The sequence below is a fragment of the Ruminobacter amylophilus genome, from assembly GCF_900115655.1.
Classification (GTDB): Bacteria; Pseudomonadota; Gammaproteobacteria; order Enterobacterales; family Succinivibrionaceae; genus Ruminobacter; species Ruminobacter amylophilus.
The window spans coordinates 12,023-38,051 of sequence record NZ_FOXF01000003.1 but is presented as its reverse complement, the minus strand read 5'-3'; the positions used below and the strand labels follow the sequence as shown (position 1 = coordinate 38,051).

At 45.2% G+C, this 26,029-nt stretch carries 11 protein-coding genes; 1 reads left to right on the top strand and 10 read right to left on the bottom strand.

The window, feature by feature from the left end; all coding sequences use genetic code 11:
• Positions 1 to 52: 52 nt before the first annotated feature.
• From BMY80_RS01300 to BMY80_RS01290, 3 genes are read right to left on the bottom strand one after another with little or no spacing between them, the layout of a single operon-like run.
• Complete coding sequence (locus BMY80_RS01300; protein WP_093140185.1) at positions 53 to 5,146, bottom strand: hypothetical protein; 5,094 nt, start codon at positions 5,144 to 5,146, stop codon at positions 53 to 55.
• A gap of 29 nt (positions 5,147 to 5,175) precedes the next feature.
• Positions 5,176 to 6,300 carry a TIGR01620 family protein gene (locus tag BMY80_RS01295; protein WP_093140182.1) on the bottom strand — a complete coding sequence of 375 codons (1,125 nt, stop codon included), beginning with the start codon at positions 6,298 to 6,300 and terminating at the stop codon, positions 5,176 to 5,178.
• Between the two features lie 32 nt (positions 6,301 to 6,332).
• Positions 6,333 to 7,718, bottom strand: a complete 1,386-nt coding sequence (locus tag BMY80_RS01290) for a YcjX family protein (RefSeq protein WP_093140180.1) — start codon at positions 7,716 to 7,718, stop codon at positions 6,333 to 6,335.
• A 374-nt stretch (positions 7,719 to 8,092) separates the two neighbouring features.
• On the opposite strand from BMY80_RS01290, the gene BMY80_RS01285 reads away from it, so the two are divergent.
• The gene (locus BMY80_RS01285) at positions 8,093 to 11,308 is read left to right on the top strand and encodes a tellurite resistance TerB C-terminal domain-containing protein (protein WP_177178462.1); all 3,216 of its coding nucleotides are present in this window, start codon (positions 8,093 to 8,095) and stop codon (positions 11,306 to 11,308) included.
• A 42-nt stretch (positions 11,309 to 11,350) separates the two neighbouring features.
• On the opposite strand, the gene xseA is transcribed toward BMY80_RS01285, so the two are convergent.
• The 7 genes from xseA to BMY80_RS01250 all read right to left on the bottom strand — a co-directional run bounded on the left by xseA (position 11,351) and on the right by BMY80_RS01250 (position 25,944).
• Positions 11,351 to 12,850 carry an exodeoxyribonuclease VII large subunit gene (gene xseA / locus BMY80_RS01280; protein ID WP_093140174.1) on the bottom strand — a complete coding sequence of 500 codons (1,500 nt, stop codon included), beginning with the start codon at positions 12,848 to 12,850 and terminating at the stop codon, positions 11,351 to 11,353.
• A 313-nt stretch (positions 12,851 to 13,163) separates the two neighbouring features.
• Positions 13,164 to 14,114 (bottom strand): methyl-accepting chemotaxis protein, encoded by a 951-nt coding sequence (locus tag BMY80_RS12665; protein WP_093140172.1) that lies wholly within the window; start codon positions 14,112 to 14,114, stop codon positions 13,164 to 13,166.
• Positions 14,115 to 14,456: 342 nt separating this feature from the next.
• A complete protein-coding gene (locus BMY80_RS01270) occupies positions 14,457 to 15,482 on the bottom strand; it encodes an alpha/beta hydrolase (protein WP_177178461.1) in 1,026 nt (341 codons plus the stop codon).
• A 458-nt stretch (positions 15,483 to 15,940) separates the two neighbouring features.
• Positions 15,941 to 16,285, bottom strand: coding sequence for a CPCC family cysteine-rich protein (locus BMY80_RS01265; RefSeq protein ID WP_051621917.1), 345 nt, complete (start codon positions 16,283 to 16,285; stop codon positions 15,941 to 15,943).
• Positions 16,286 to 16,693: 408 nt separating this feature from the next.
• Positions 16,694 to 19,015: a reverse transcriptase domain-containing protein gene (locus tag BMY80_RS01260; RefSeq protein ID WP_177178460.1), complete on the bottom strand. Its 2,322-nt coding sequence runs from the start codon at positions 19,013 to 19,015 to the stop codon at positions 16,694 to 16,696.
• 612 nt (positions 19,016 to 19,627) lie between these two features.
• Positions 19,628 to 22,015 (bottom strand): protein kinase domain-containing protein, encoded by a 2,388-nt coding sequence (locus BMY80_RS01255; RefSeq protein WP_093140166.1) that lies wholly within the window; start codon positions 22,013 to 22,015, stop codon positions 19,628 to 19,630.
• Between the two features lie 401 nt (positions 22,016 to 22,416).
• Entirely contained in the window at positions 22,417 to 25,944 is a 3,528-nt protein-coding gene (locus BMY80_RS01250; RefSeq protein ID WP_093140164.1) for a protein kinase domain-containing protein, read from the bottom strand.
• Between the last annotated feature and the right edge of the window lie 85 nt (positions 25,945 to 26,029).

Genomic DNA, 26,029 nt, shown 5'->3' with positions numbered 1-26,029 from the left:
CACCCTTTCACCAACTGCGATTATACTATCTAGTTATGATTTATTCAACAGATTATTGCATGTCCTGCCGACACCTGTCGTTCTCATCCACATATCTGCTGAAATAGTTGTACAGCAGACTTATTCCCAGCAGAACAATACCAGCAAATAACACCGATAACGCTCTGGTGATGTCCGTATGATAACTGACGTCAAAAACAATCAGCTTGGTGGCACAGAATATACAGATAAACAGTCCCGAACGTCTGACGAGCGGAACCCTGTACCTGAACCCGATGACCAGCATCACCGCTGACGAAAGCAGGGACAGGACGGTAAACACCACTGTTCCGAGATTCAGCGTAATGCATGCCGCAAGCAGGAAGCCGAAGTACTTGACAATGCAGTAGTAATACTTCTGAACAATGAACTTTCTATCCGTAAACATCACAGGAACACTTATCATGCAGCTTACGGCAAAAGCTGAAAGAGCCAGGAAATGATGGCTGGTGATTCCGTAGTTAATGCCCATGAACGTGCCGCACATGGCGACAACTTCGGTAATGTACCACATTCTGCGGTTAATCAGGTTCCCCCTGTCTACAAAATCCTCGATGGAATTTCCGTAAACAAGCCTGAGTTTTCCGGCGTTACAGGCAGCCGTATTCGTGTACCGGGTGAAAAAAGCACCTGCAAAACAGACGGTTACCGCAAGCAGTGTTCCGATTCCCGACCAGGTCTTTATTGAATCACTGTCATGTGAAAAGACAGACATGAAATCAGTCTTTGTCATACCTGATAATGAAAGATTCAGGGCATATCCGAGATGCACGAGATAGCGCGCCAGACAGGCAAGCATTATGACCGCCAGAAACTTCACATACACGGAGGTGGCAAAAACACTGATAATTTCGGCATACCTCTTTTTTCCCGCCGCAAATGCCGATAACGGCATGTGCCATCCCAGCCCCTGTCTGTCCAGAAAACATTCAGGCGCAGGTTTTCTCAATTCATCAGCCTTTCGGTTAACGGCAAACACGACATAAAGCAGACCAAGAAGGACAGGCACATATAAGAAGCCGTATTCCGTAAGTACATAAATCCAGCCTTTTTCAAAAATATCCTTCAGGGCGTATGCGGAAATAAAATCTCTGAACGACTGTAATGCTGCAGCACCGCTGTCAAAAGCATTTATCATAACGGATGCCGTGACATACAGCGCTGCCGCCGCGGCAGCAAGATTGATGTATAACGTGTCGCGTGATTTCTCAACGGACCGGTAAACCAGCAGCATGACTGGAACGGCCGGCAGTATAAAGAACATCGGATAATAGAACGAATCGGAATATTTTCCTAAACTTATTACCAAAGTACCCATTACGGTAAGGACCGCTCCCTTTAAAAAACTGAAGCGGCATCTGGTAACCAGTGCTTCAAGAAAATGCCAGCAGGCAGGAATCAGCAGAATCCAGACGTATCCGTATTCTCTGACATCATGGTAGTAAACCAGGAGCGCGTATAAAAGCACCAGAGAAAGAACCTGATGAGCTATTCTGTATTTTCCGGACATCTCCACGCTCATTACCCAGACGGTAATCACGTAGGCGAATACCGTAAACAGAGAACAGCCCGGTACGGAATCAAAATGATATCCGAAGAAAATCATTATTACCGCGGCAACTAACGGTATCAGATCCTTTCTGATGCAGGCAAACGCAAGATACATGATTATCGGCAGGGACCAGTAAACATCACTGCGGTCCGTCATGTGCAGAATGAAATCATCATACAGACTGAAAAGCGCCATCCAGATGAGCACAAGTCCCGGAAGCAGGAAACCGTACACTTTAGGGTATACAGGCCTTACAAGCAGCATAACCGCACCGGCAACCAGGATATAGCTCAGAGTATTGGCCACGTTCCTCCAGCCGTCGTCCAGCCCCGCGTATACAAAGAGATACATGGTGCAGACTGCCAGTATCAGCGAAAGCATGTGCTTTTTCATCCCCCCGAAAACCAGATATCCGGTAACCGGCACCCACCAGTACAGAGGAAGTACCGCAGGTACTGATACCGCTGATGAGCCACCTGCATGCACATGTCCGGAATATGCCATAATCACCATGGCAAACCACATAAGGAAGCAGCCGGCGTCGGCTGCCAGCCTGTACCGGACGGAGCCGTCCCTGAAATTTTTTCCGAAACAGGTAAGCATCCAAATTCCGAAGGTTCCCGTGAGAGTCGCGGTATTGAAAAGCATCCTTCCGCTTTCTGACCAGTCTGGATAAACATTTCTGTAAACCAGCGCACTGCCGGCACACAGCATCAGAACACTCAGTATATTGAGGAACCCCGATCTGTACCGCAAGCTTATGAAGTATACCGGAACAGACAGAATGTACAGAGCGAGAACAAGCGCTGTCTGAGTATGGAAGAAGCCGTTTACCGCAAGCAGCAGAAAAACAGACATTCCCGTCGTGTACCCGGTAACGGCAGCCGGAGAAAGCTTTCTGCCGAAATTCTTCAGAGCGTCCCCGAAATAACAGATACCCAGCACGGCCGTGTATAAAATCCAGATTGCCGTACCTGCCGCAGGGAAATCATGAAAATGCGATGACAGAAATCCGTGATTACCGTAAAAACCGTAAAAACAGGTGACAAGTGCTACGGATATTATCTTAATTCCGCTGAAGAAAAAGCTGTTATCCTCACGCTGGGCAACAGTGTTCTGAACAGTCCTGTCAGGCGCTGAGGCAAAAGAACTGCCGACATGTTTCAGAGCGACAAGACCGCATATTCCCGCAAAAAGTCCGAGACCGCAGCTCCAGTGCAGATAATTCTCAACACATACGGCCAGCATGGCGACCGCGGCAAAGAAAACTGCGGTAACCAGCAGTCTGAGGTTCTTAACCCTGTCGCGGGCAAATCCGAACAGACAGATGAACACGGGAAGAAACGCCGCGGCAAGCATCGTGAATCCGGTCAGGCTGTTTTCAGCGACAGAATGTCCTCCCACTGCCGTTCCCGTGAGTGTCATGACAAATCCTGTCAGACCGCCGGCGATACTGTATGCCGCTGCCGCACCAGCGGATTCATTCTTAACATATCCGGTATTTTCCCCTGTCACCTTTTTCTGCATGGAAGTTCCGTCTTCCGGGGAATCAGCCCCCTTAATCAGAAACAGTGTTATGACGCCGAAAATGATTATCGCTGACCAGAGGATATCCGAATACATGTAGTGTCTGACTGAAGGCAGTACCCAGATGGAACAGAAGATAAAAAAGAGAATGACAAGGACATTGACGCCGATGTATTTGAAATATGAAGCTCCTTCGCCAAAAACCTGGTTCAGCCCGTTTCGGATGTTCTCATTAACACATTCCACGACAGAAACGTAACCGCCTCCGCACCTGTCTTCCGCGGTTCTGACCATGTGCAGATAATATGCCGCGGCTGATACCGCAGCCGTACCGCCCACAACGCAAAGAGCCGGCAGTACATTACCGTAATCAGCATTCATGATATGGCGCATGCTCATCTGCATCATGTAAATTATCGCCAGAAAAGTACAGCAGAGGACATCGGTCGTATTCGGAGTCTGTGATTTTATAACGGACACAATGCAGAACCTTATACCGAATGCCAGAGCCATCCCCCATATGAGAAGAGAATAATCCGGAACCGTTAATCCAGCCACTGCCAGCATTACCGCAAGCGAATTCATGACAGCTCCGGCACGGTGCCGTAAGATTTCTTTTCTGCAGAGTGATGACAGCAGGCTGTCCGTCACCATCAGAATACAGAATGATGACATTATGACAGCGGTATACGCAATGACGCTGTCGAACATTTTACCGATAATCAGCAGACCGGAAAATTCAGATAGCAGCAGAGCCCCGGCTGACGCGGCAACTCCCGTCATGAACCGGTTTTCCCCGTCGGGATGTCCGGATTCATCCGTCTGATAGCAGTTTACAATAATCATCACCTTCTGCAGCATGATGAGACCGAAAACGGCCAGAGCCAGAATCATGCCGCCTGAGGAACCTGTCCGGAACCCTGCGCCGGCGCAGAGAGACACCATGGCAAAACCGACACTTCCGCACATAAATGACCACTGATGCTTTCTGAAGATGCTGACGGCAATTGTCGGCAGCTGGGACAGCATTATCAGCATGCATGCGAAAACAAAAGAATTGCTTTCCATGAATGAAACCAGAGGAATACTGCCAATTACTCCCGTCTGGGCTATCAGACTGAACACGCCGTGTCTTCTGAAGGTCATATGCGTCAGCATGAAAGTCCACAGTCCCAGAAAACATATCCAGGCACCGCTCCCTCCGGGAACGATGTCAAAATATATAAAACCTGCCGCCATGGTAACGTACAGGAGAGCGAAACCGATGGAGGAAAGAGTAACTCTTCCCAGCCTCAGTCTGGCAATGGATAAGGCTTTTTCATTCCGGTCGGCCTTATAACCGCCGAAATAAATCATGACGCCGGAAAACGCCAGCATGGTGAAGAATCTGGCATACGGACCGAATGAGAAATGGATGCTTCTGGCTATCATGACAAAGCCTATCACCAGCAGGATTGCAGCTCCTATGCCTGCAATCATCTTTCCGGTAATCATTTCGAGGAACTCACCGTCTGAACTTCTGCGGGCTCTCGCATCTTCCGTGTTCACACCTGAGGAATAATTTCCTGAGAAGCCTGCAGTCTGAGTGTCATTCATGATGTCAGACGAAAAACCGTCCGCGGAATCTTCCCGAGCGCAGGTCTTTTCAGTAAGTTTCGGTGAAACTTCATCTTCGAATACCGCATTTTGAGAAGAAACGACTTCCGGTGTCTCTGCGGCACTGCCGCTGTCTTCAGGCCGGTCTTCTGATACGTTTACACCGATATCTTCAGAAACCGCAGATTCCCTAAAGACGGGCTCTTCACTGCTGTGAGTTTTTTCTGCCGAAGTCTCTTTTTTCTCTTTAATATAGGACTCCATCAGAGCCAGAAGACCGTCACAGTCCTCATCAGAGATCCTGTCTGACAGAATTTCATCGAGTCTCCGGTGAATTCTCTCCCTGCGTGATTTTTCGTCATGTCGTTCATGGCACATGTTCTCTCCAGATGACACAGGGCCTTTATCCGGGACGTTATTATTATCTGTCATTCCCCCTCCTTTTAACCTTAGACATCAGCCTATCTGCCTTTATCAGATTTTATCAGCTCGCTTATTTTTCCCTTTGAAAGGAGATCCTTTCGCAGCTCCGCAAGGGTAATAACCTTCGGGCTTATGGAAAGAGGTCTTACGGCCTTTACCGTCATGTACCCGAGTCTGGTGGAATAGATCCCTGCAGCCACACCCTGGCCTAAAGCCGCACTGAGCTTTCCGGCAATCCCGGCTCCGATGACGTCAACGGCCGCATCGGTCGCCAGATCGGTCATCCCGATGAGAATCAGGTTTCTCGCAACTCTGCGGTAGAGCTGCATTCGTCCCCAGACACCGGTACTGAGTCCGTATACCTCGGAAATCTCCCTGATCATTCTCAGAGACCTGGCAAGAGTAAGAAACATGTCCAGCCAGGCCACAGGACTCAGAGCCACTATCACCCCGTTTTCCCGTGAACGTTTCACTATGACCTTCTTGGCTCTTTCATCCATGTCCTTCAGGACAAAAGCCTCATACAGATCAAACACCTCCCTCGGAGAAAAATGAGGCTGGAGTCTTTTCATAAAGCTTTCCCAGCATTTTCTCCTGTCCGCACCGGAATCCTTCGCAAGATTTCTGCAGATTTTCACGGCATCGGCAAATGAACCGGACGCACATGCCTGAAGCACCTCCTCGCGGTGCTCATCCACGTGCTTGAACATCAGAACCGAACTGAATTCACGGTAAATGCAGAATACTGAAATCACAAAGGCCAGAATGAAAACCACACTCCAGAAAATTCCCGTAACTGAACCGGTGGCAAATGCCGAACTGATAATTGAATAGGTCTGAAGACCGCCGTAACAGAGAAGGAGGATGAGTATCCAGAGAACCGGACTGCTCCAGAATTTTACGGGAGCTACAGGTTCATCCTCCTGCTCCTCCATGGGAACGGTGGAAGACCCTGCAAGAGCCTCATCACTCTGATCCACCTCCACCAGTTTATGTCCGGAGGAATCAAGAGTGAAACTCTTAACCATTGTCTCCCCGGGACTGATATCCCTGCTCCTGTCTTCGACAGCGGCAGCTCCGACATCCGGGTGCACATCCTTAAGACGCTGTCCCGGGTTAAGCTTAAAGCCCGCCTTCATGCTTTCATCAAAATCTTTGCTCATTACTGTTTTTCCGCAGATACTGTTTCAAGCCGTTACAGCTTGTCACCTAAAATATACTGAAGCAGAATGTCCATGTTGATTTCTGGAATCACGTCTCCAGGATTAATCTTCGGAGGTCTCAGATCCCTCATCTCGAAATACTTCTGGAAAAACTCCATACACTCTCTTGACCACTTCGGCGGCACGCTGCCCGGGAAGAAAGGAGCCTCGTCGCAGTAGTCTGTGGTCAGAACCTGCACCTGTTTTCCCTCATGTTCCGCATACATGCATTTAGTGGCCCTTATGGCAGACAGAATCATGAACTCGCAGTTTGATCCGTCAGCCCTCACTCTGGTTGAAGCCTGCTTTACCATGGAACGAAGCAGACTCAAAAGATTCGGATACTGATCCATGGTAACCATATCGGCCTTGGCGGCCGCAAAAATCACCTTGTCTATTTTCGGAGAAAACAGACGCCCGAGCAGACTGCTGTTACCGTAGCTGAAATTTTCAAGCAGGACATCAAAGGTGTCATTGATGTCCATGAACGTTTCCCTGCCGCCCATCAGCGCCTTGAGACAGTCAATGAGAATGATCTGTCTGTCGAGCCCTGAAAAGCAGTCGCGGTAGAATTTTCTCACCACCTGTTCACGATATGCCTCATAACGTTCCTCCATGGTGCGGTACAGGGAGCCGGAACCGCAGTTCTCCGGTATGTCCCAGACCCATGGAACAAATTCAAGAATCGGGGCACCCGCAAGATCTCCCGGAAGGACGAAACGTCCAGGCACCACCATGGCAAAGCCCTGCTCCTTGCACTGCTTCAGCCAGGAGGTATAGGCCTGTACCACACGGTGCAGCTCATATTCCCTTACCGGTTTGTCGGCTTCAAGAGAGGCACCGGCCTTAATCCACTCCGACATGTCGGTAACGGATGACAGTGCGGCCGTTCTCTTTCTGATTTTCTCGCTGAATTCTGCATAATCAAGCTTTAGAAGCATCAGATCCATCAGCCATTCCCCGGGATAATCCCATATGTCAATGTATAAATGATTCTTCTTGGACAGGGAAAACCAGTCATCGTTCCGATAAACAAGTTCAAGTCTGATTTCACTTATGCCGACGGTAGGCTCAGGCCATGCCGGAGGTTCTGAAATCAGTGAAGCATAGGCATTCTGATACGGAAAGGCGGCAACTTTCAGATCTCTCGGTCTGGCAAGCCCGCCATAGGATATTCCTTTGGCATCGTATGCGGTGAACCTGGGCAGACGCTCAGCGGTTCCGACCTCTCCGAAGGTTGACAGCAGATTAACCAGAGAGGTTATGAAAGCAGTCTTTCCGCCTCTGGACAGACCTGTTACCCCGAGACGTATCTCCCGATCCATCATCAGGTTGATACCTCTGTTCACGGCATTTGTTAAATCGTTAAATATATTCATGGACCGCATACCTGCAGTTTGATGAAAAAACGTCACATCCATGCACCGGTCATTCGGAATCAGTTTTCCCTCCGGTGCGGCAGCGCGGATAGTTCAGAAAAATGAGGAACACCTCCCTGAAAACCGCCTCTTTTAACTATACCACATTTGTATAAATGATTTTTGAATGGGTATGGTTTTTGTCGTTCTCACACAGCAAAAACATGACGGCTCCGCTTTTCTTTGACCGGAATCATCCGTAAAACCACGGTTTCTTATCATATTTTGCCGGCGCGCAAATATCTTAAGGAGTCAAAACATGCTATAATCAGTGCTTGCATTACATCTAACCGGTACTTGACCGTACAGAACTTTTTTACGTAAGGATGGAGATTATGGCACGTCACACTTCTATTTTCTTAAACATGCAGGATTATAGAGATCAGGTGCCCGAAACACAGAGATTCCATCTGAACGAAGTGCAGGATCCGGACTTTCTGCCCCTGAGCTTCCGCAGACGCATTGAAAAGCTGGAGGAGGACGTCAGGGTACAGGGTTCCATCTCCACGGATCTCAATTCTCTTTTCATCGTGCTGAACCTCAGAATGAAGGATCTGACAAAGGAGCCTCTTCCCGAACTGTACAGACAGCTCAGAACCACACTCAAAAAACACGCCGGAATTGAAATAGCACCTCCTGGCAACATTCTTGAGCTTAATGAAAACACCAGATTCCGCATCTGTCCGGCCTTTGATCTGAACAGGGATCCCGACATTGTTTCCGCACGTCAGAACTGCGGAGCCGCCAATCTCGGCAGAATTCTCGAGAACCGCATCAAAACGGCCTCAAACAAAATAAACAATTTCGCCGTAAGTCTTCATGTATTCGAATCACTGTTTCTGGTCAACAACCCGGGATCGTTTCTTAATACCGAGCAGCGTTATTTTCTGCAGAATTTCATCGAAAACGAATGTTTTCCGGCAGATACCCAGCGTTATCTGCAGAGCTGCTTCTCCCAGATAATAGATCTGGCTCCGCAGATAAACGAGCTCAATCCGGAAAAGGCCTATCTCAAACCTATTAAAAATCCGGACGTTCTGAACAAATATCTCAGAATAATCAGCGGCATGGCCGCCCTTTCCGAACACAAGGTAACCTTCGAGCAGTCTCCGTACAGGGAAAAGCTTGTCGAAATGACCCGAAGGGCGAGAGTCAAAAACACCGCCGACACTCTTCCCGGAACCATTCAGGAAAAGAATCTCTCAGCCCTGCTTCAGAGAGAAATCGGAGACACCGACGTATTCAGCAGTTTTGAACCTCTTTTCAAAAACAAATCAGTCTGCCGCATGGATCAGAAAAGCATAAATCTTCATCTTGAACACTGCCGCAGGTATTTCGACATTGAAGGCTACACCGACTCCTCCATGCTGACCTTCAAGACCGGCCACGACATGGCTCTCATAGGAGGCATGGCAGTGGATGATGCCAATATGTACATGGCAAAGACATCCGCCGCAGCAGAAAGCAGACACTGGGATTTTGCCCTTAACGGCAGTCCTTTCATTCACCAGATCCATTCGGCAGGCAAATACAGATACCAGCCGGTTCAGCCGTCGGACAACGAGCAGGGACTTAAATATCTGGCAGGCATGCTTAACAAATCATACACCGTTCCCCTGCTGAACGACCAGCTGATTCTCATTGCCGCCAACCTTGAATACAGACTTCTGGCGGAAGATACCCTCTGCGGCAGACTTACGGACGTGGAACGCATCAAAACCTTCATCATACTGGTCAACTGGTTCAGAAATGCCACGAGAGCAAACGACAGCACCTCCTACGATCTGCGCAGCAGTCTGGACTATTTCGGCGGCATCATTGCGATATTCGCCTTCATGCACAGAAACGAGATATATGACAGTCATCTGACCATGCTGAGCGTTTTCCCTGAATGCAGGGACTACGCCCTGTACAGACTGTCAGCACTGAATTCCGAAGGAAAACTCACTCAGGAAAACAGTCTGCCGTATATCTTCAGCGGCTTTATTCTTTCCCATCCGGGATACAATCTCAACATCCGTATTCAGGGAGATGCCAGACCGGTACTCTACAGTCATGCCAGAAAGCTGTTCAATGCCATGATTGCCGAGGATCCACGGCTTCCGGCCAAACTTCTGCAGGGACTTGAGTTTACGGACACCCCGGTGGAACTTACCGACAGATATCCAAGCCTCAAGTCCTTCAAAAACAAGGTTATAGCCCCGATGCTGCCGCCTAAGGTGGTTCTTGGAGAAAAGGGACGGGAACTCGTCAACGGCATCGTAACCAGAATAAAGAAGGAACAGGACACCTTCCTCACCTACCTGGGGAGTGCGGGAAGCAACGTATGCAACGATCTTGTCTACCGCATATATGAATACAGTCTCTCGGGAGAAAACAGGCTTCCCGCCGGCCTGAGAAATTTCAGAAAGACACTGCTGAATTCTGATATAAGCTCCTTTGCGGAACTCAGACAGCAGTTCAATCTGAATATTTCCTATCACAGCTGCTGCGCCCGCATTTTCTCCGAATGCGCATCCATCCTGGACGTCACCATATTCCCTAATTTCAGTTTTGAATCAGAGGAACTGGTGGTAAACGCCTTCGACTACATGACTTTCGGTGAGCTTAAACTGAAATCGCATCCGTACAACAGAAAGCTTATTCTTCCTTACCGCATCATTCTGAACACCTGCACCGGATTCAAGACCATCAAGCTCATTCACGAGTTTTTCAGCAACGTCATCAGCAGAAAGCAGCTGAAGGAACTGCAGGACTACAGCGACGAACAGATAAGCGATCTGCTGACCTACGTCGCCAGAATCACCGAAATAAAAATGAGTACCAATCTCCGCTGCAGATTCAAAAACACCGCCGACAAAAACAGATACGAATTCGACGGTCTGCAGAAAGGACTGTTCCGCTCACTGTTCAGAATTCTGGTAACCGGCGGAGAGGTTGATCTTCTCAACCGCACGGTGCGCAGCCTGAACAAACTGCTCAAGGAACCGGTAATCGAAGAAAATGAAATGACCATCAGAAAATTCGCTTCGGCAAGAGGCGGATACTTCGGAGGTCTGCCGGATCATGACGACCTGATACCAAAGGTTAATTCACCTGAAAATCTGGATATGGATTTAATCAGCCAGACCACTCTGGAAACCCGGAAGGTTCAGGAAATCCTTGCTCCGATCTTTGCTGAAAACGACACCGGATACAGTTCCGCAGAAACAGCACAGGTTCCGGAAAAGAAAGCGGAGACCGTCACAGAAGACTCCGGAAAGAATGCCGGGAAAAAGCAGAATGAAGAGACCGCACCTGAAAATGTATCAGGCATGGCCGTACTCGAGCTCCTTGCTCCGGAATACCAGGCTCTGCTGAAACGACTGCTGCAGGTAGGTGAATTTACCATGAATGACTTCAAAAGCTTCTGTGCCGAAAAGAATCTCATGGCTTCAGGAGCAATGGAGGTAATCAACAGCTGGGCCCTGGAACAGTTTGACTGTACCATCATCGAAGAAGACGAGCCGATGTTCTTCGACAGAGATCTGCTGACGGAACTTTTTGAATAGGCGTAAACGACGGCAGAACAGCCTGAGCAGCAAATGCTCAGGTTATTTTTTCAGGTCTGACGCTTTTTCGGAAACAACACCGTCAGAGACCGGATTTCCGGGAACGGTGTCAGTAACTTCTGAAACAATCTCCCCGTCTGCCAGGATGGTTCTGATGCGATCCCCCCTGCCCACTCCGGAGACCGTTACTCCCTTTCCTGATTCATCAAGGGTAACGGAATACCCCTGAGTCAGAATCTTCAAAGGATTGTTGGCATTAAGAAGGGAGGCTCCGGAAACCAGTCTGTGCCTCAATTCCTTAAGATGCATTTCCATAAGCTGCAGCATCTTCTGTCCGGAGAGAGAGCATCTCGCCGAATATTCCGTTATGATATTCTTTGGATTCTGGCGGTTGAACCTTTCGTTTACGGCATTGAACGCGGCTGTACGCACCTGCAGAGCCCTGATAAGTGAAAGACGCATTCTTCCCTGAAGCTCCTGAAGCCCCGTTCTTACCGCCGAAAGCCTCTTTTCAGGAGCATAGTTGCAGAATCCAGCTCTTACCGCATTCAGACGCTGTCTCTCATAACCGATGCGTCCGGTTCCCGCATTCCACAGTCTGCGTTTAAGCATGGCAAGTCTTTCAATGGAATTATCAAGGCTGGCACTGACCATCTCGGCGGCGGCAGTCGGTGTCGAGGCACGCATGTCGGCAATGTAATCCATTATGGTGACATCCCCTTCATGACCTACGCCGCTGATAACAGGGATAACCGACATTTTGGTGTAACGGGCAAGACCTTCATCATTGAAGCAGCTGAGATCCTCCACGCTGCCTCCGCCGCGAACCACCATCAGCACCTGACAGACATTGTGTCTGTTGGCATACCACAGAGCGTATTTAATACTCTGCACGGCCATGCTGCCCTGAACAATGGCGGGATACACCACAATATTGATAAAGCGGTTGCGTCTTTTAATGGTTCTGATGACGTCTTTTACGGCCATGCCGTCCGGTGAGGTGATTATCCCCACGGTGTGAATGTTTGCGGGAATGGGCTTCTTGCTCTGGATGTCGAACAGACCTTCAGAACGGAGCAGCTCCAGCGTTTTCAGAAACGCCCTGTAAAGATCTCCCGGTCTGTCCTGAATTTTAAGGGAGGAGCCCCACAGTGTTACCTTGCCCTTTGGCCTGTAAAATGAAACCCTGCCGCTGATGACAACCGTAACGCCGTCACGGATGCGATCAAACTGATGCTGGATGACACCTGAAGGAAAAGCCACGCTGAGTTCATTCTCGGCATCCTTGATGATGCAGTAGAAATAACTTCCGCGGCGGTTGTTTCCGCAGTTGCTGAGTTCCCCCTGAACCGTTACGGCATATCTGTTTCCGAAAAGCCCGGCTATTTCATTATTAAGCTCGCTTACGGAATAAACATGAGGCTCCGCCATTTTCGGAGAAAGCCCCAGATCAGCCAGTTCCGGAGAGCTTCTGCCGTCATTCCGACAATTGCCGTTACCGACGGAAACGTCGTAATCAGAGAACATATCGTAATCCTTCATTGCTCCTCCAGAAATTCTCCTTTATTTCAGCTTAACTGCAGGCTGAAATAGCATCAAACTGCGGTAATTTTAGATTCTTTTCGAAAATTATTCATCAAAATACAAAAACATTTTGCATTTTTCCCGCTAAATATATAATATATGCACAAAATACATCTTTTATGTGTTTTTATCTCCTTATTGTTTAGTTGTTTTGTGCCTAGAGCTCTGCTCTAGGCTTTTTTATTTCCGACCTGATTTTTAAAGAAATAAAAAAGCACTTCCGCATTCATGGAAAGTGCTTCCTACTACCGATTACGGGATCTTTCCGGAATCAATCCGTATCATCTTCACCCGCATTTTTAAGTTCGGACAATCTGGCAGAAAAATCATTGATGTAACTGCTGAAGGTACGATAGTTTTTTGCCAGTTCAGACTGTTTATACGAAATTTCCTCCACATCCCTGATTATATGCTCAATGCCGTAATCCTTATTCTCGCTTTCAATGTGCTCGTGCACGCTGTTAAGAACATTTTTCAGAGTGTCGTCCACATAGGAGAAAATACCGTTGGCGATTTCCTCATGCTTGTCTATGGAAAGCTGGAAGGTTCCACCGGATTCCTCGGTATACTTGCTGACTTCTTCGAACTTTGCGGCACTCTTCGTGGCATCCTCAATGAGATTGTTAATCTGGTTGGTAAAGTCATCCACACATATATCAATTCTTGAAGAAGCTTCTGCGGTGTCAAGAGAAAGCTTCTTAACCTCACCTGCAACCACTGCGAAACCGCGGCCGTGTTCGCCGGCTCTTGCGGCCTCAATGGTGGCATTCAGCGCCAGAAGATTGGTCTGACTGGACACGGAGGAGATTATGCTTGTACATTCTCTGATTGCCGACATCTGTTCTCTCAGGCTGTCAAACCCCTTAATAAAGGTTTCATGCATTTTTCTGAGAGCAACCACATCAGCCTGCACTACGGCCATACAGCTTTTCATGGTACTTATGAGATCAAGATCCTGATGACAGACATCAAGCACTTCCTTTCTGGCATCGGCAAGAGTCTTATCCTTCAGATCCCTGACAAAATCTTCCCTGTTCTGCCCCATATCATACAGCTTGCACACATTCTCATTAAGCTGAGACAGCTGACTGTTGATACTCTTTATTATGGATTCATGCTGCTTCGCAAGTTCCATGATTATCTTTGCAGAACTCTTTTCTTTTTCTATCAGCTCTCTGGCTTTATTATCGACATCAGAGCTTTCTTTTTTTAAAAACCACATGCAGGGCCACTCCTGTCCGTTCAAAAAAAAGACAATTCACTAGTTCAATTGTAAAGGCAGCACTTTCACCTGAATGTGATGTCAGACCTGTAATCAGCCAAAAAATCAGATTTTCTGTAAAAATTGTGAACAGGTTAACCTGTTAAGTTCAATATTGCCGCCTGACTGAAAACTAAGCGATACACACAGGCCTTTCCCTGACCGTTCCGTCACATGCACGCATAACCGCTGTTTCAGGTAATTCAGGCAGGATGAACGGAAACGGAAATTATGGAAGACATTTTTTGAAAAATCCCGCACAGCTTTCGCCGTACGGGACTTGTTCGGATAATTTATAAAAAATCACTTCAGATTCTTTTTGTAAAACTCTGCGATTCCGTCAAAAGGAATCTTGTCGGGGTTGTCATACAAATCCACATGATTTGCTCCCTTGATGATAAGCAGCTCCTTGTTGTTGCCTTTTAATTTTCTGAAGGCATCTTCACCGAAATAACGGCTGTGGGCTTTTTCCCCGTGAATCACCAGCACCGGACTTCTAATTTCGTCACTGTACTGAAGAATAGGCATGTTGATGAAAGAAAGAGAAGATGTCATGTTCCAGTGACCGTTGGAATTTATGGAACGTTCATGGAAGCCCCTCTTTGTCTTGTAGTAGTCCCAGTAGTCCTTAACAAACTGAGGTTCATCGCCGGTAAGTTTTTCCGGCAGACCGACACCGGGTTTGTATGAACCGTTTCTGAAATCTTCAGTTCTCTGATTATTGAGGTTTTTCTTCATTTCATAGCGGGCATTTTCATCAACGGAATCATTGTATCCTCTGGCCGACACACGAGTCATGTCATACATTGTGCTGGCAACGGTGGCTTTTATTCTGGTATCCATTGCCGCGGCATTGATGGCAAAACCGCCGAAACCGCATATACCTAAAATACCTACGGCTTCAGGATTAACATATTCGCTGTTACTGAGGTAATCAACCGCAGCGGAAAAATCCTCGGTATTGATATCAGGACTGGCCACATTTCTCGGAGTACCCTTACTTTCACCTGTAAAGGAAGGATCAAACGCCAGTGTCACAAAACCGCGTTCGGCAAGAGTCTGGGCATACAGACCGCTGGACTGTTCCTTGACGGCGCCGAAAGGTCCGGAAACGGCGATGGCAGGAAGTTTACCTGACGCATCTTTCGGAATGTACAGATCACCGGTAAGAACTATGCCGTACCTGTTTGAAAACTCAACTTTACGAACATTGACTCTGTCCGATTTTTCAAAAGTCTTGTCCCATCCGTCATCGGCAAAACTCATACCGGAACCTCCGGCAGCCACAGCACTGAATAACATCAGAGACGAAACAAATTTCTTTATCATTGTATATAATCCTCCTGCGTCGGTACTGAACCGATTATTAATCGGAATAATTATGCTCATGTTGATTGTGAACGATTATTGTCTGAATGAATGTGACTGTTTCCCCATAATCAGTCAGAAGCATGTTTATTCTGATGATTTTGTGAACACGCTAACCGATGAAGAAATAGAATGAAAAAGAGAGACAGCGGAAATAGACGCGGATACGGAAAGAAAGAATCTGCACGGAATGCACCACGGATTTAATCTCAAGAACCTAAGATGCATTCCTCTAACCTTAAATTCAGCCGTAATGTCCGAGACACGCCCGATACCGGCCTATTGATAATTATCTTAGATATAATATTCCTGAACATCTGCATGTTCAGCACCTCTATTCTACATTGCCGGATATTACAGTCAAGCAGGATGTGAAAATTTTAAAAACATGTTTTTAATTTTTTCAGAAACAGCCGGCTTCAGCTGCCGGAATCTTCGGAATTTTCCGGAATTCCGTCTCTTGAATATTCGTATGAGGAATTGTTTTTCAGAGCATTCAGATAACGTTTCCTGTACATACTGAGGCATAAATCGTTGGAACAGCCGGCCCAGCCGTCAGGTTCAGACTCCATCAGGCTATCATCCTCCCAGCCGCAGAACGGACAGATGTCATGACTTGATTCTGATTCAAACAGGTAACGTCCGCACACCGGACAGAGATGTTCCGAAGAAGCCTTATTACTGATGACATCACCGTTATTTTTATTCTGAGCGTTTTCGGATATCTGATGACTCCTGAACCACCTTGAAGCTTTTTTTCCCATATTATCTCCGTCATGCCGGGACCATTTTTCCGCAGAATGCGTATATGACCGGCTTCAGAAAAAGATACAAATCAATTAATTCAAATATATGTCAAGGGAACAAAAAGTCAATATTCCGTATAGATGCTTTCTGATGAAAACCGTAAATTGAACACGGTCAGCGACAGGTCTGCACGGAATGTGCAACGGATTTAATCTCAAGAACCTAAGACACATTCCACAGACTAGAATTTCAGCCGTAAAAGCTCAGTGAGCAGGGCCTGATTGATTATTTACTAGTTACTAATTAACCTGAATATCTGCATATTCAGCACCGGTCATTCTATCCCAACGGTTAATGATGTCAAGAGTCTGATACCGACTCCGTCATGACATTCAGGTCATTCGGGAACGTAACTTTGTCAGCTGTTACCTATTCTGTGCCAGAAGAAACTCGGAAGCATATTCCTTAAGCTTCTCACAGTTGATGAGATAAGCCCTGCGAATCTTTCTGTTCAGGTGGGTCGTATGTGAGCGAAGCTGTCTTCTGATGGTATCGTTCCCCTTTTCCGGTTCATCAAAAACCTCAGCCGCGTTTATCACATAACGCATGAAGTTTCTGGTGGATCTGAAGGAATATATTCTGTGCAGAAGCCTGAGATTTGGTACGAACGCCTGTCTGTATACGGTTCTGCCGGTCTTTTTGTCCACGTCACTGATGATAAACCGGAGAAGCTTATCCTTGAACTGATCACTTTCGGCAAAGTCGTCTATTCTTGAACTGATATCAAGACAGCGGTTGGTGACACGTCTGGCCGCTTCGGGAGTACATCTGCGGATAACCTTTTTAACCTCCTTTGACAGTTTATCCTCCATCACGTGCCGGACGCAGACAAGCTTAACCTTTCCTAAATTTTCTGCAGCAAGATAACCTATATCATCCATTATCTTTTTTCTGGCGAAATTGAATTTTCTGATGCGCAGGGCCGTCACCGCCTTGCTCATATCCCTGTAAAAACCGGCAATACTGCTTTCTCTGATGCGCACTCTCTCGCCGTTGAAGTAAAAACCGAGATACTGCATCGGCATCTCTCTGATTTGCGGAGAAGTAAAATCATACATCTGACACTTTGAGTAAGGATTTCTGAAATTCCTGTGATACGGGTGCAGCTTCAGTCCCTCCCCTCTTTCCCTGATTTTTTCACAGAGAAACTCATAGGCGCTGTCCATGAAATTCCGGTCATCCGGACCTATCAGCAGAATATCGTCGCAGTAGCGGCGGTACATACAGCCGTTTTCCCTGGCAAAATCAGCCATTGCCTTATCAAATTTAATCATGTAGATGTTCGAAAGAACCGCACTGATGCTCAGTCCCTGAGGAACACCGCAGCCTCGGCCGCCTTTGACAATTCCGGGATTCCGGTGAAATGATGAGAAACCGGCAAAATCAGGCTGTGCCTTGTACCATTTTCTGAATTTTCGGAAATCAGCACCGTTTCTGAAGAACCTGCGCCATGAAAAAGAGGTATATACAACTTCATCGTCCTCATCCTCATCATCAGGAATTTCATCAGCATGGCACTCGCAGGCATATCTTTCGAGTTCACTCTTTTCCACGTAACAGTAGTTTGTCAGTGATTTGAAAACATTGTAATGATCGGGTGGAAGCTCTGCTACCCCGAGAATGTTCTGCCATTCCTCCTTAAGATTACGATGATCAATGCAGTCAAAGAAAGATGAGAGATCTACGGAAAGAGCGATGCACCTGCAGTTCTTCTCTCTGATAAACCGCACTACATCATAAACGGCTCCTATGGTCGGAAACTCAACTTTCACGCCGTTTATCTTTCTCACGGGAGTTTTTCTGTAGGCAAGAACGGAATCCGAAAATCCCAGATCACGTATGTATTCCTCATATTTTTTCCGCAGCAGTCTGGCGTAGCGGGCATAAATGAGGGAATCAAGATGTGAACAGATTCTTATCGGTCTTTCCTTTACGGGGCCGTTTTTTTTGAACTTTTCAATTTTCTCGCGACATTCTTTTACAATTTCAGGATCCGTGTTTTCTTTAAGAGCTTTACTGTAAAAACGGAATTCCTCGATTTTTCTCTTCTGACGGGTCTTCTGAGTATTTGATATCAGCGGATAAAATGAATGTCTGGCAATTTCTTCAGGATTATTTATCCAGTCATGCATTCTTATGACATCGTCTTCACTGGAAAAGCTGATTCTTGAATCAAAATGCGCGGTATTTTTTTCACGATAGTAAGGAAGCTTCTCGGCAATCAGAGCTTGAAGCTTAAGAGTGGCTTCATCAGGGACGTGTTTTTGTGAAAATCTGCGTTTATGTTTTCCGCCGGCTCCATTTTCTGACTTTTCGGAATCTGACGCAGACACGGGAGTTTCTTCAGATTCAGAATCATCAAATTCTTCCTCCAGACTCTTAAGTTCCCGTTCATATTCAGCGATAAGGTTCTGAATTTCATGATACACCTCAGCCTCATCGCGCAGATGATCGCATATCAGCTGCTGATTGGAAATCAGCATTTCGTTCAATGCGTTGTTTTCAAGTATTTTCTTTACTTCTATAACATTTCTGCCGCCGGCCATTTCCTTCAGTCTGGCGTCTTTAGGCAGATTTTTCATAAAACGGGAGAGCGCGTGCAGATTTACGGAAAAATCAGACACGAAATCATTATCTGTTTTTGTTACTTTCTTATTGTTTTTGTTCTTCTTTTTATTATTTTTCATAAAGTCAGCCCGGCTCATAACCTCACTTTAAGGAATCGGAGCCGTTATCCTTTCTTAACCTTGAGTTTCCATGTATCTTTTGAATACCTGCTGTGTATGCTTCATCTGAACAACACCAGAAAATACATCATAGCAAAATAACTGTTATCAATTATACAATATCTTTCAGAAAAAATTTTATTAAACTAAGAAATATAGGTGTTAAATACTCTTTTCATTCCTTTTCAGTACAAACTGTCTGAAAGCAAGACAGCGAAGATTACCTGTGTGTCCCTGTTTCAGATGAGCGTTCTGTTTTTATTACCCGAGTCAGAGCACCTTTAGCAACAATTCATCCGTGTAACAGAGACAATATCATATCCAAAACCTTTCATTTATAATCCTGTCGAAAAGGTGCAAATAACAGGTGGTAACCCATTGACTGTTTTGATTTCTTATGAGAATACCTTTATCAGTAATGTCTCATAACTGTCTATGATATTTTATATATACACGTCCAACTATTCTATTTTTTTGTTGTCAACCGACCGCTTCACGGTCGGTTTGGGGCGTAGCTTCGCTACGCCCTGATTCCGTGGCAAGTCCGCGGTCGGATGATTTCAGATTAAAAGATTACTGATTACAGATTATCCGTAAAGCGGGCCGAACAGCAAAGCCGCCACTGCGGACGCTGTAGCCATAAATGCGGACTCTGTAGCCATAAAGATCGAGCGCGACGTCCGCATTTACGTTCGCAGCGCTGTACTGATTGGCGCCCGGCGACCGAAGCCACCAGTAACAACAGTCATTGTAAACAGAAGCGCCCTGTTGTCGTGCGTAAGCCGTCGGTTTACATTTTCTGGATTCATCGTTACCAAAATACTGCTCTGCCTCAGAAATACTCAGACAGAACACACGATCCTTTGTATTGTTTCCGCCATGAGTGTGATATTCAGGATTATCGTCGTTTCTTATATCTGAGACTAAAATTCTTTCTGCCTCTTCTTCTGAAAATGCAGATTTTATGAAATCACCATTCAGCCATTTTCTGAGATCACAATTCTCCCAGGTTATACTAGTATAGCCATGATAATATTGTTTACAGTCAAGAGCATAACGACTGATAAGAAGAACTTCTTTTTCTTTCACGTGAAGCACAAGCCATTCAATGGGGGATTTTTGTCTGTCAGTATCCTGATAATATTTGCCGTATCTGATAATATCTCCTTTTCGTACAGAGCTTAAAGGCTTCCCGAAAATACGTATTTCACGCTCCTTTCGTGCCTTTTCTTCACGCTCCTTTCGTGCCAGCTCTTCTCTGCGCCTGTTTAATTCTGAATGTAAGTCCTGTAACAGACTGTCAATAATTTGTTTTACTGCGGGAATAATACAAGCCTGATATCTTGTAATATCATTCTGATTATTCAGCAGCCATTCAAAATACTGTTCCTCATTACTCAATTTTTGCTTTTGGGTTTTGGTTTTCAGTTCTTCTGCTGTCTGAAAAATATCATTACCGATTTTTATAACCAAATTCGGATCAATAAATGAACACAGTGCAATTATCTTGGTAGAAAGGTCATCACTGTACACCTCTGCAATTTTTTGCAGGTTATTGATTACACCTAATTCTTTATCTTTTCCTGTTTTTTCATACCAGCAGCAGAGTAGCTGCCTAATAGTATCGAACTCTTCATTAAGGTTGTTGCTTTGACTGTACAATGCGTTAGTCAGCAGATCTGACAGAATCTTCATGTTGTCATCGACACGAACTGAATTCCAATACAGTCTGTAATTACCGGCAGAAGCACTCAATTCTATAAGCATTTTGGCATATGCCATGTCAGTAATACCCGCATCTTCACAGTCCATGATGATACTTGCTGAGTTTTGCATATTCTGCTGAATGAAAAACTTTGAAGCAAAACCTCTGCCGACATGTTTTTTACCGTCATTCCAGTTCAGACCGAAGGCATCTGTAAACTCTGCCAGGTTGTTAAGTTTTACAACTTTGCCCTGATTATTTCTGAAATCATACGGATTGGAAAAAATATATCCTGAGGATTCACTGGTATTCCCGGTTGAATCGGATGTTTTATTATTGGAATTTAATTCACCAGGAACAGGAATATTTTCTCCTTTAAGCCATTTTTCTATTTCATTCCAGTTCCATCTGCGATTCGGATTATTCGGATCGTTGCGGTTGGATAAATCCTTGTATGTAAGTCCTTTGATAAGATTTACAAGTTCTTCCGGGAAATCAAGTGAGAACCGGATTTTCTGAATGGATGCGCTTGCGGCCAAGGCGTCTCTGTCGGATGAATAATTAAATGGAGTATGACCTTTAAACAGTTCAAAAAGAGTAATGCCGAAAGAGTAGAAATCAGATTCCTCGACCCAGACATTGTTGAATGTTTCAGGAGCACAGTATTCCGGAGACATGCCGGTTTTAGTAATCAGTACAGATACTCCGTCATCCTTTGCGGAACTGATGCCGAAGTCTATGATGTGTACATGTTTTCCGTCATTGGAAATCATCAGATTGGCTGGTTTTATGTCTTTATGAATAATGCCGTTCTCATGAAGATACTTTAATCCTGCTGTTACTTCAGGTATGACTATATCCTTTATTACACCGTAGGATAAGGTTTTTCCGGCAAGACTGCCATTCATGTAATAAGGCATAACAATGCAGGCGAAACCATTGTAAAAACCATGATCGATAATTTCAACAATTCCCGGAGATTTAAGTTTCGCCAGCTTATTTAAAACTTCCTGTTTAACGGCCTCCTTTCTTCTGTATATCTTTACTACCACCGGAGTATTCTGAACAGAAGAATTTTGTGAGGTATTGCCTACAGCCATGTACAGAGCAGCTTCTCCTGACGGATCATTGATTTTATTTAACAGAGTGTATTTTTCTAATACAACAGATCCTGTAAGATTATCAACTTCACTGCCTGAACCGGTATTTATGAGTGTTTTATTATTTGCTGAATTTAGTAATGTTTCGGAAGACATAACTTTTAACCTGACTGCTTATATATCTGTAATAACGGATAGGTTTACATTAAAAAAACAAAAGATTCATCATTTTTACTGATACTATTCTGAATAGTTCTGCTGCTCCGTGTCATTGGTACCACATTAACATAAATACTATTTCCAGGCACTACATATGCTTGATTTCTTTGAACGACTGTATATTTTTTATGTCTGTATCTTTAAAATCCGGATTCAATCAGGTAACTGTCTGTCCGTCAAAAATCATCTCTCATTAAAATTCAGACAGCACCATTGAACTGACAGTCTTAAATTTTAATGAGAATGGAACTTTTCATCTGTTTTTGACAAAGACCGACCAATGAGCTAAGCCATAATTCCGCGGCAGGGCCGCGGTCGGATGATTTCAGATTAAAAGATTACTGATTACAGATTATCCGTAAAGCGGGCCGAACAGCAGAGCTGCCATAGTTGGCGCTGTAGCCACGCAGATTGAGAGCGCCGCCCGTACCTACGAAAGCAGCGCAGTACTGAAAGTCGCCCGGCGACCGAAGCCACCAGTAACAACAGTCATTGTAAACAGAAGCGCCCTGTTGACGTGCGTAAGCCGTCGGTTTACATTTTCTGGATACATCGTTACCAAAATACTGCTTTGCCTCAGAAATACTCAGACAGAACACACGATCCTTTGTATTGTTTCCGCCTTTAGTGTGATGTTGAGGATTGTCACCATTTTTTATATCTGAGACTAAAATTCTTTCTGCCTCTTCTTCTGAAAATGCAGATTTTATGAAATCACCATTCAGCCATTTTCTGAGATCACAATTCTCCCAGGTTATACTAGTACTAGTATAGCCATGGTGATATTGTTTACAGTCAAGAGCATAACGACTGACAAGAAGAACTTCTTTTTCTTTCACGTGAAGGACCAGCCATTCAATAGGAGATTTTTGGATATCAGAATTCTGCGGATAGTGTCCGAACCTGATAATATCTCCTTTTTTCATTGTAACCGGAGTGTATTTTACTCCGTTTACGCTGATTGATTTTTCTTTCTCTCCCGAGTTTTCAGATTTAAGCAGTTTCTTCACCTGAGTGGCAATGGAAGTATTGTTTTCAAGAAGAGTGAGACTGTCACGATGTTCCTTTACAAAACCTGCCGTCTGCAGAGTTCTTTCGTTGTTTTCTCCGCAAAATCCGGTTACAAAGTTTTCAAATTCAGCAGCATTTTTGAAGGTGTACTCGTCAAGTTCAACAACCTTGTTTCCGGCATCCAGAACAGGTTTTACAATTGAGGAGAGACCGGATACTCCGTTAAGAACAGTCAGAGCTTTTCCATGAACACTGATAAATCGTTTAAGGTATGAAGGATTCTTTTCTCCTGTTTTAAGAACATTTTCCATAAAGGTTCTGAATTCAGTGACAGTCGGAAATACATATTCATCAAGGGAAACAAAGCTGTTTCTGGCTTGCATGAGTTTGTTTAATGCCTCATTACAGCGACTGTCTCTGTTTCGGAGTTCTGTAATTTCCTGACGGAGATTTCTGGTAAAGCTCACCAGAAATCCGGGATTGTTCTTTCCCTGCTGTATTACACTGTCTATGTATGCATTAAAATCCTGAACACCCGTAAAGACCCTGTTATCAAAGGATATGAGTTCACCGTAGGCCTGATAAAGAGGTTTCGTGATACTGCTGATACCTTCCTTTGATTCCATAGCTTTTAAAGCATTATTATGACGTCTCATAAAGTCAGTCAGATATCCAGGATCTATGCGGCCATGGTTTAGAACAGTATCAATAAAGTCCCTGAATTCTGATATGCCCGGGAATAAATATTCATTCAGGGATATCACGTTGTCACCTGCTGCATAGAGTTTTGATACTGCTTCTTTAATTTCAGGAAAATCTCCGGCGGCACTGTCTAGAGATTTTTTGTGACCCTTTATAAAACCAAGCAGATATGCCGGTTCATTTTTTCCACGAACCATGACACCGTTGAGAAAATCCTTACAGGCTTTTTCTCCGGTAAAGAGATGTTCACCAATACGAATGAATCCGGAAACAGTTTTTTCAAGTTTCGCTCCGGAATCAGAGTTCCAGACTTTCTTTGAGACCTCCTTCAGAGGTGTTTTGTAACGGTTAAACAGACTTTGCAGTTCATAAGGTTTTTCTTCCTTAACCAGCCTGTCAATGAAATTATCAAAATCCTTACCGCTCTTAAAGATATATTCACTATCTCCGAATACGGCCCATTTTGCATCAGCAAGTGCCTGAATTACGGCTTCACGTGATTCAGGATCAGGAAGCTTGTTTTCCAAAAAATCCAGATCAGCTTTAGCTTTCTGGGTAAATTCCGTGTATGCCCTTCGATCATTTTCTGCAAACTTCTTCATTTCCTGCCTGAATGCTTCAGGATTGTCATACACTTTTCCGTTAACCGGAAGCCTGCGGTCGTCACAGATGGAATATCCCAGAATCAATGCAATTTCCGTGTCGGTATAAACCCCTTTACCTTCTCTCCATAGCTTTCGGACATTGGCAAAAATCTTTGCATAATCAGAATTTTTTAAAACAATGGAGGCGTAGTCTTCTGCAATACCGGATAACGCAAATTCTTTAACCGGCTTGATGAGATCAAAATCCCTTCCCTGCAGATTTCCGTTTTTTGCCGCCTCCTCAATTACGGCATCTATAACGGCCATACCGACTTCCTGAAGACCGTTCAGTATTCTGCCGTTAAATATAATCTCTGTTATATCCGGTCTGAGACTGTAGATAAGCGCAGATAAATGTCTGATATTTTCCGGATTATCCTTGCTGATTTTATTTTCAGCCGAATCACAGAGTTTGCCTTTATTTTCGTCGATGATGTAGTAATGATGGGTAAGAATTCCCCTTCCCAGATCCTTTAAAGCCTCTTCCGGATTCTGCAGCATGGCCACAAGAAGTTCTTTTTCTGAAGTATATGTTTTTCCGTAAAAACGATACTGCTGAAAAGCCTGAACAGTAGCTGATTCGGTATTACCGGCACCTGTATTTTCCCCGGGAACCGGTACATCCTCTCCGCCAAGCCATCTTTTAACTTCGTCATAGCCCCAGCGTCTGTTAGGATTATCCTTTTCGTTTCTGCGGGAAATGTCTTTGTATGTGAGTCCGAGAACCAGTTTCTTGAGATTTTCAGGAAAATCGGCAGGAAACTCAATTTTACTGATGGCGGCAAGTTTGGCGGCCTCTTCTCCGGACATACCGGGATTCTGGAACGGTGTATAGCCGGTAAATAGCTCAAATATGGTTATTCCGAGAGCGTAGTAATCAGTTTCCCTGTGAAAAATCCCCTGAATTGCTTCCGGAGCCGCGTAGAAAGGTGTCATTCCAGGCTGAGTCACTATAAAAGTCTTTCCGTCGGCATTTGAACTGATGCCGAAATCGATAAGAACTATATGATCCCCGCTGTCATCAGGTATAAGGTTTCCGGGCTTAAGATCCCTGTGCAGAATATCCACATCATGAACCGCTTTAAGTCCTTCTATAACCGAAGGAATAATAAATACTCTCAGTTCTTCTTCGGAAAATCTGGTTCCTGATGTCAGAACATCGGAAAGTGCAGGCATCTTATAATACGGACGTATGGTGTACTGATGTCCGTTATATTCGCCATAGTCTGAAACCGGAGCTACATAAGGACTGTGAACACTTCTGAGTTTCTCAATGACTTCCTGTTTAACTGCATTTTCTCTTCTGTAGTATTTTAAAATAAATTTATCACTTGAGTGAAAACTGACGTTGGAACACAGGTATATATCAGCTTCTCCGGATGGAATATCCATCTTACTGTCGATATGGAAAGCTCCCAGCGTCTGTCCGGTAATATCCCTGAGTGAACTGAACTTGTTTATGACGGTGCTTTTAAGTTTGTTGAAAAAATTGACTTTGGTATCAGACATGAATGTACTCCTGCACCGGACAGTCTGTTCCTGAAACGGAACATGAAATCACTTATCTGAAAATAAACGGTGCCGCAGAAAATAA

What these genes read in the sequence shown, in the direction of transcription:
- xseA (WP_093140174.1), bottom strand. Translation starts at nt 12,850, where the DNA reads ATGAAGGATTACGATATGTTCTCTGATTACGACGTTTCCGTCGGTAAC.
- BMY80_RS01290 (WP_093140180.1), bottom strand. Translation starts at nt 7,718, where the DNA reads ATGAATATATTTAACGATTTAACAAATGCCGTGAACAGAGGTATCAAC.
- BMY80_RS01255 (WP_093140166.1), bottom strand. Translation starts at nt 22,015, where the DNA reads ATGTCTTCCGAAACATTACTAAATTCAGCAAATAATAAAACACTCATA.
- BMY80_RS01295 (WP_093140182.1), bottom strand. Translation starts at nt 6,300, where the DNA reads ATGAGCAAAGATTTTGATGAAAGCATGAAGGCGGGCTTTAAGCTTAAC.
- BMY80_RS01270 (WP_177178461.1), bottom strand. Translation starts at nt 15,482, where the DNA reads ATGATAAAGAAATTTGTTTCGTCTCTGATGTTATTCAGTGCTGTGGCT.
- BMY80_RS01265 (WP_051621917.1), bottom strand. Translation starts at nt 16,285, where the DNA reads ATGGGAAAAAAAGCTTCAAGGTGGTTCAGGAGTCATCAGATATCCGAA.
- BMY80_RS12665 (WP_093140172.1), bottom strand. Translation starts at nt 14,114, where the DNA reads ATGTGGTTTTTAAAAAAAGAAAGCTCTGATGTCGATAATAAAGCCAGA.
- BMY80_RS01285 (WP_177178462.1), top strand. Translation starts at nt 8,093, where the DNA reads ATGGCACGTCACACTTCTATTTTCTTAAACATGCAGGATTATAGAGAT.
- BMY80_RS01250 (WP_093140164.1), bottom strand. Translation starts at nt 25,944, where the DNA reads ATGTCTGATACCAAAGTCAATTTTTTCAACAAACTTAAAAGCACCGTC.
- BMY80_RS01260 (WP_177178460.1), bottom strand. Translation starts at nt 19,015, where the DNA reads ATGAAAAATAATAAAAAGAAGAACAAAAACAATAAGAAAGTAACAAAA.
- BMY80_RS01300 (WP_093140185.1), bottom strand. Translation starts at nt 5,146, where the DNA reads ATGACAGATAATAATAACGTCCCGGATAAAGGCCCTGTGTCATCTGGA.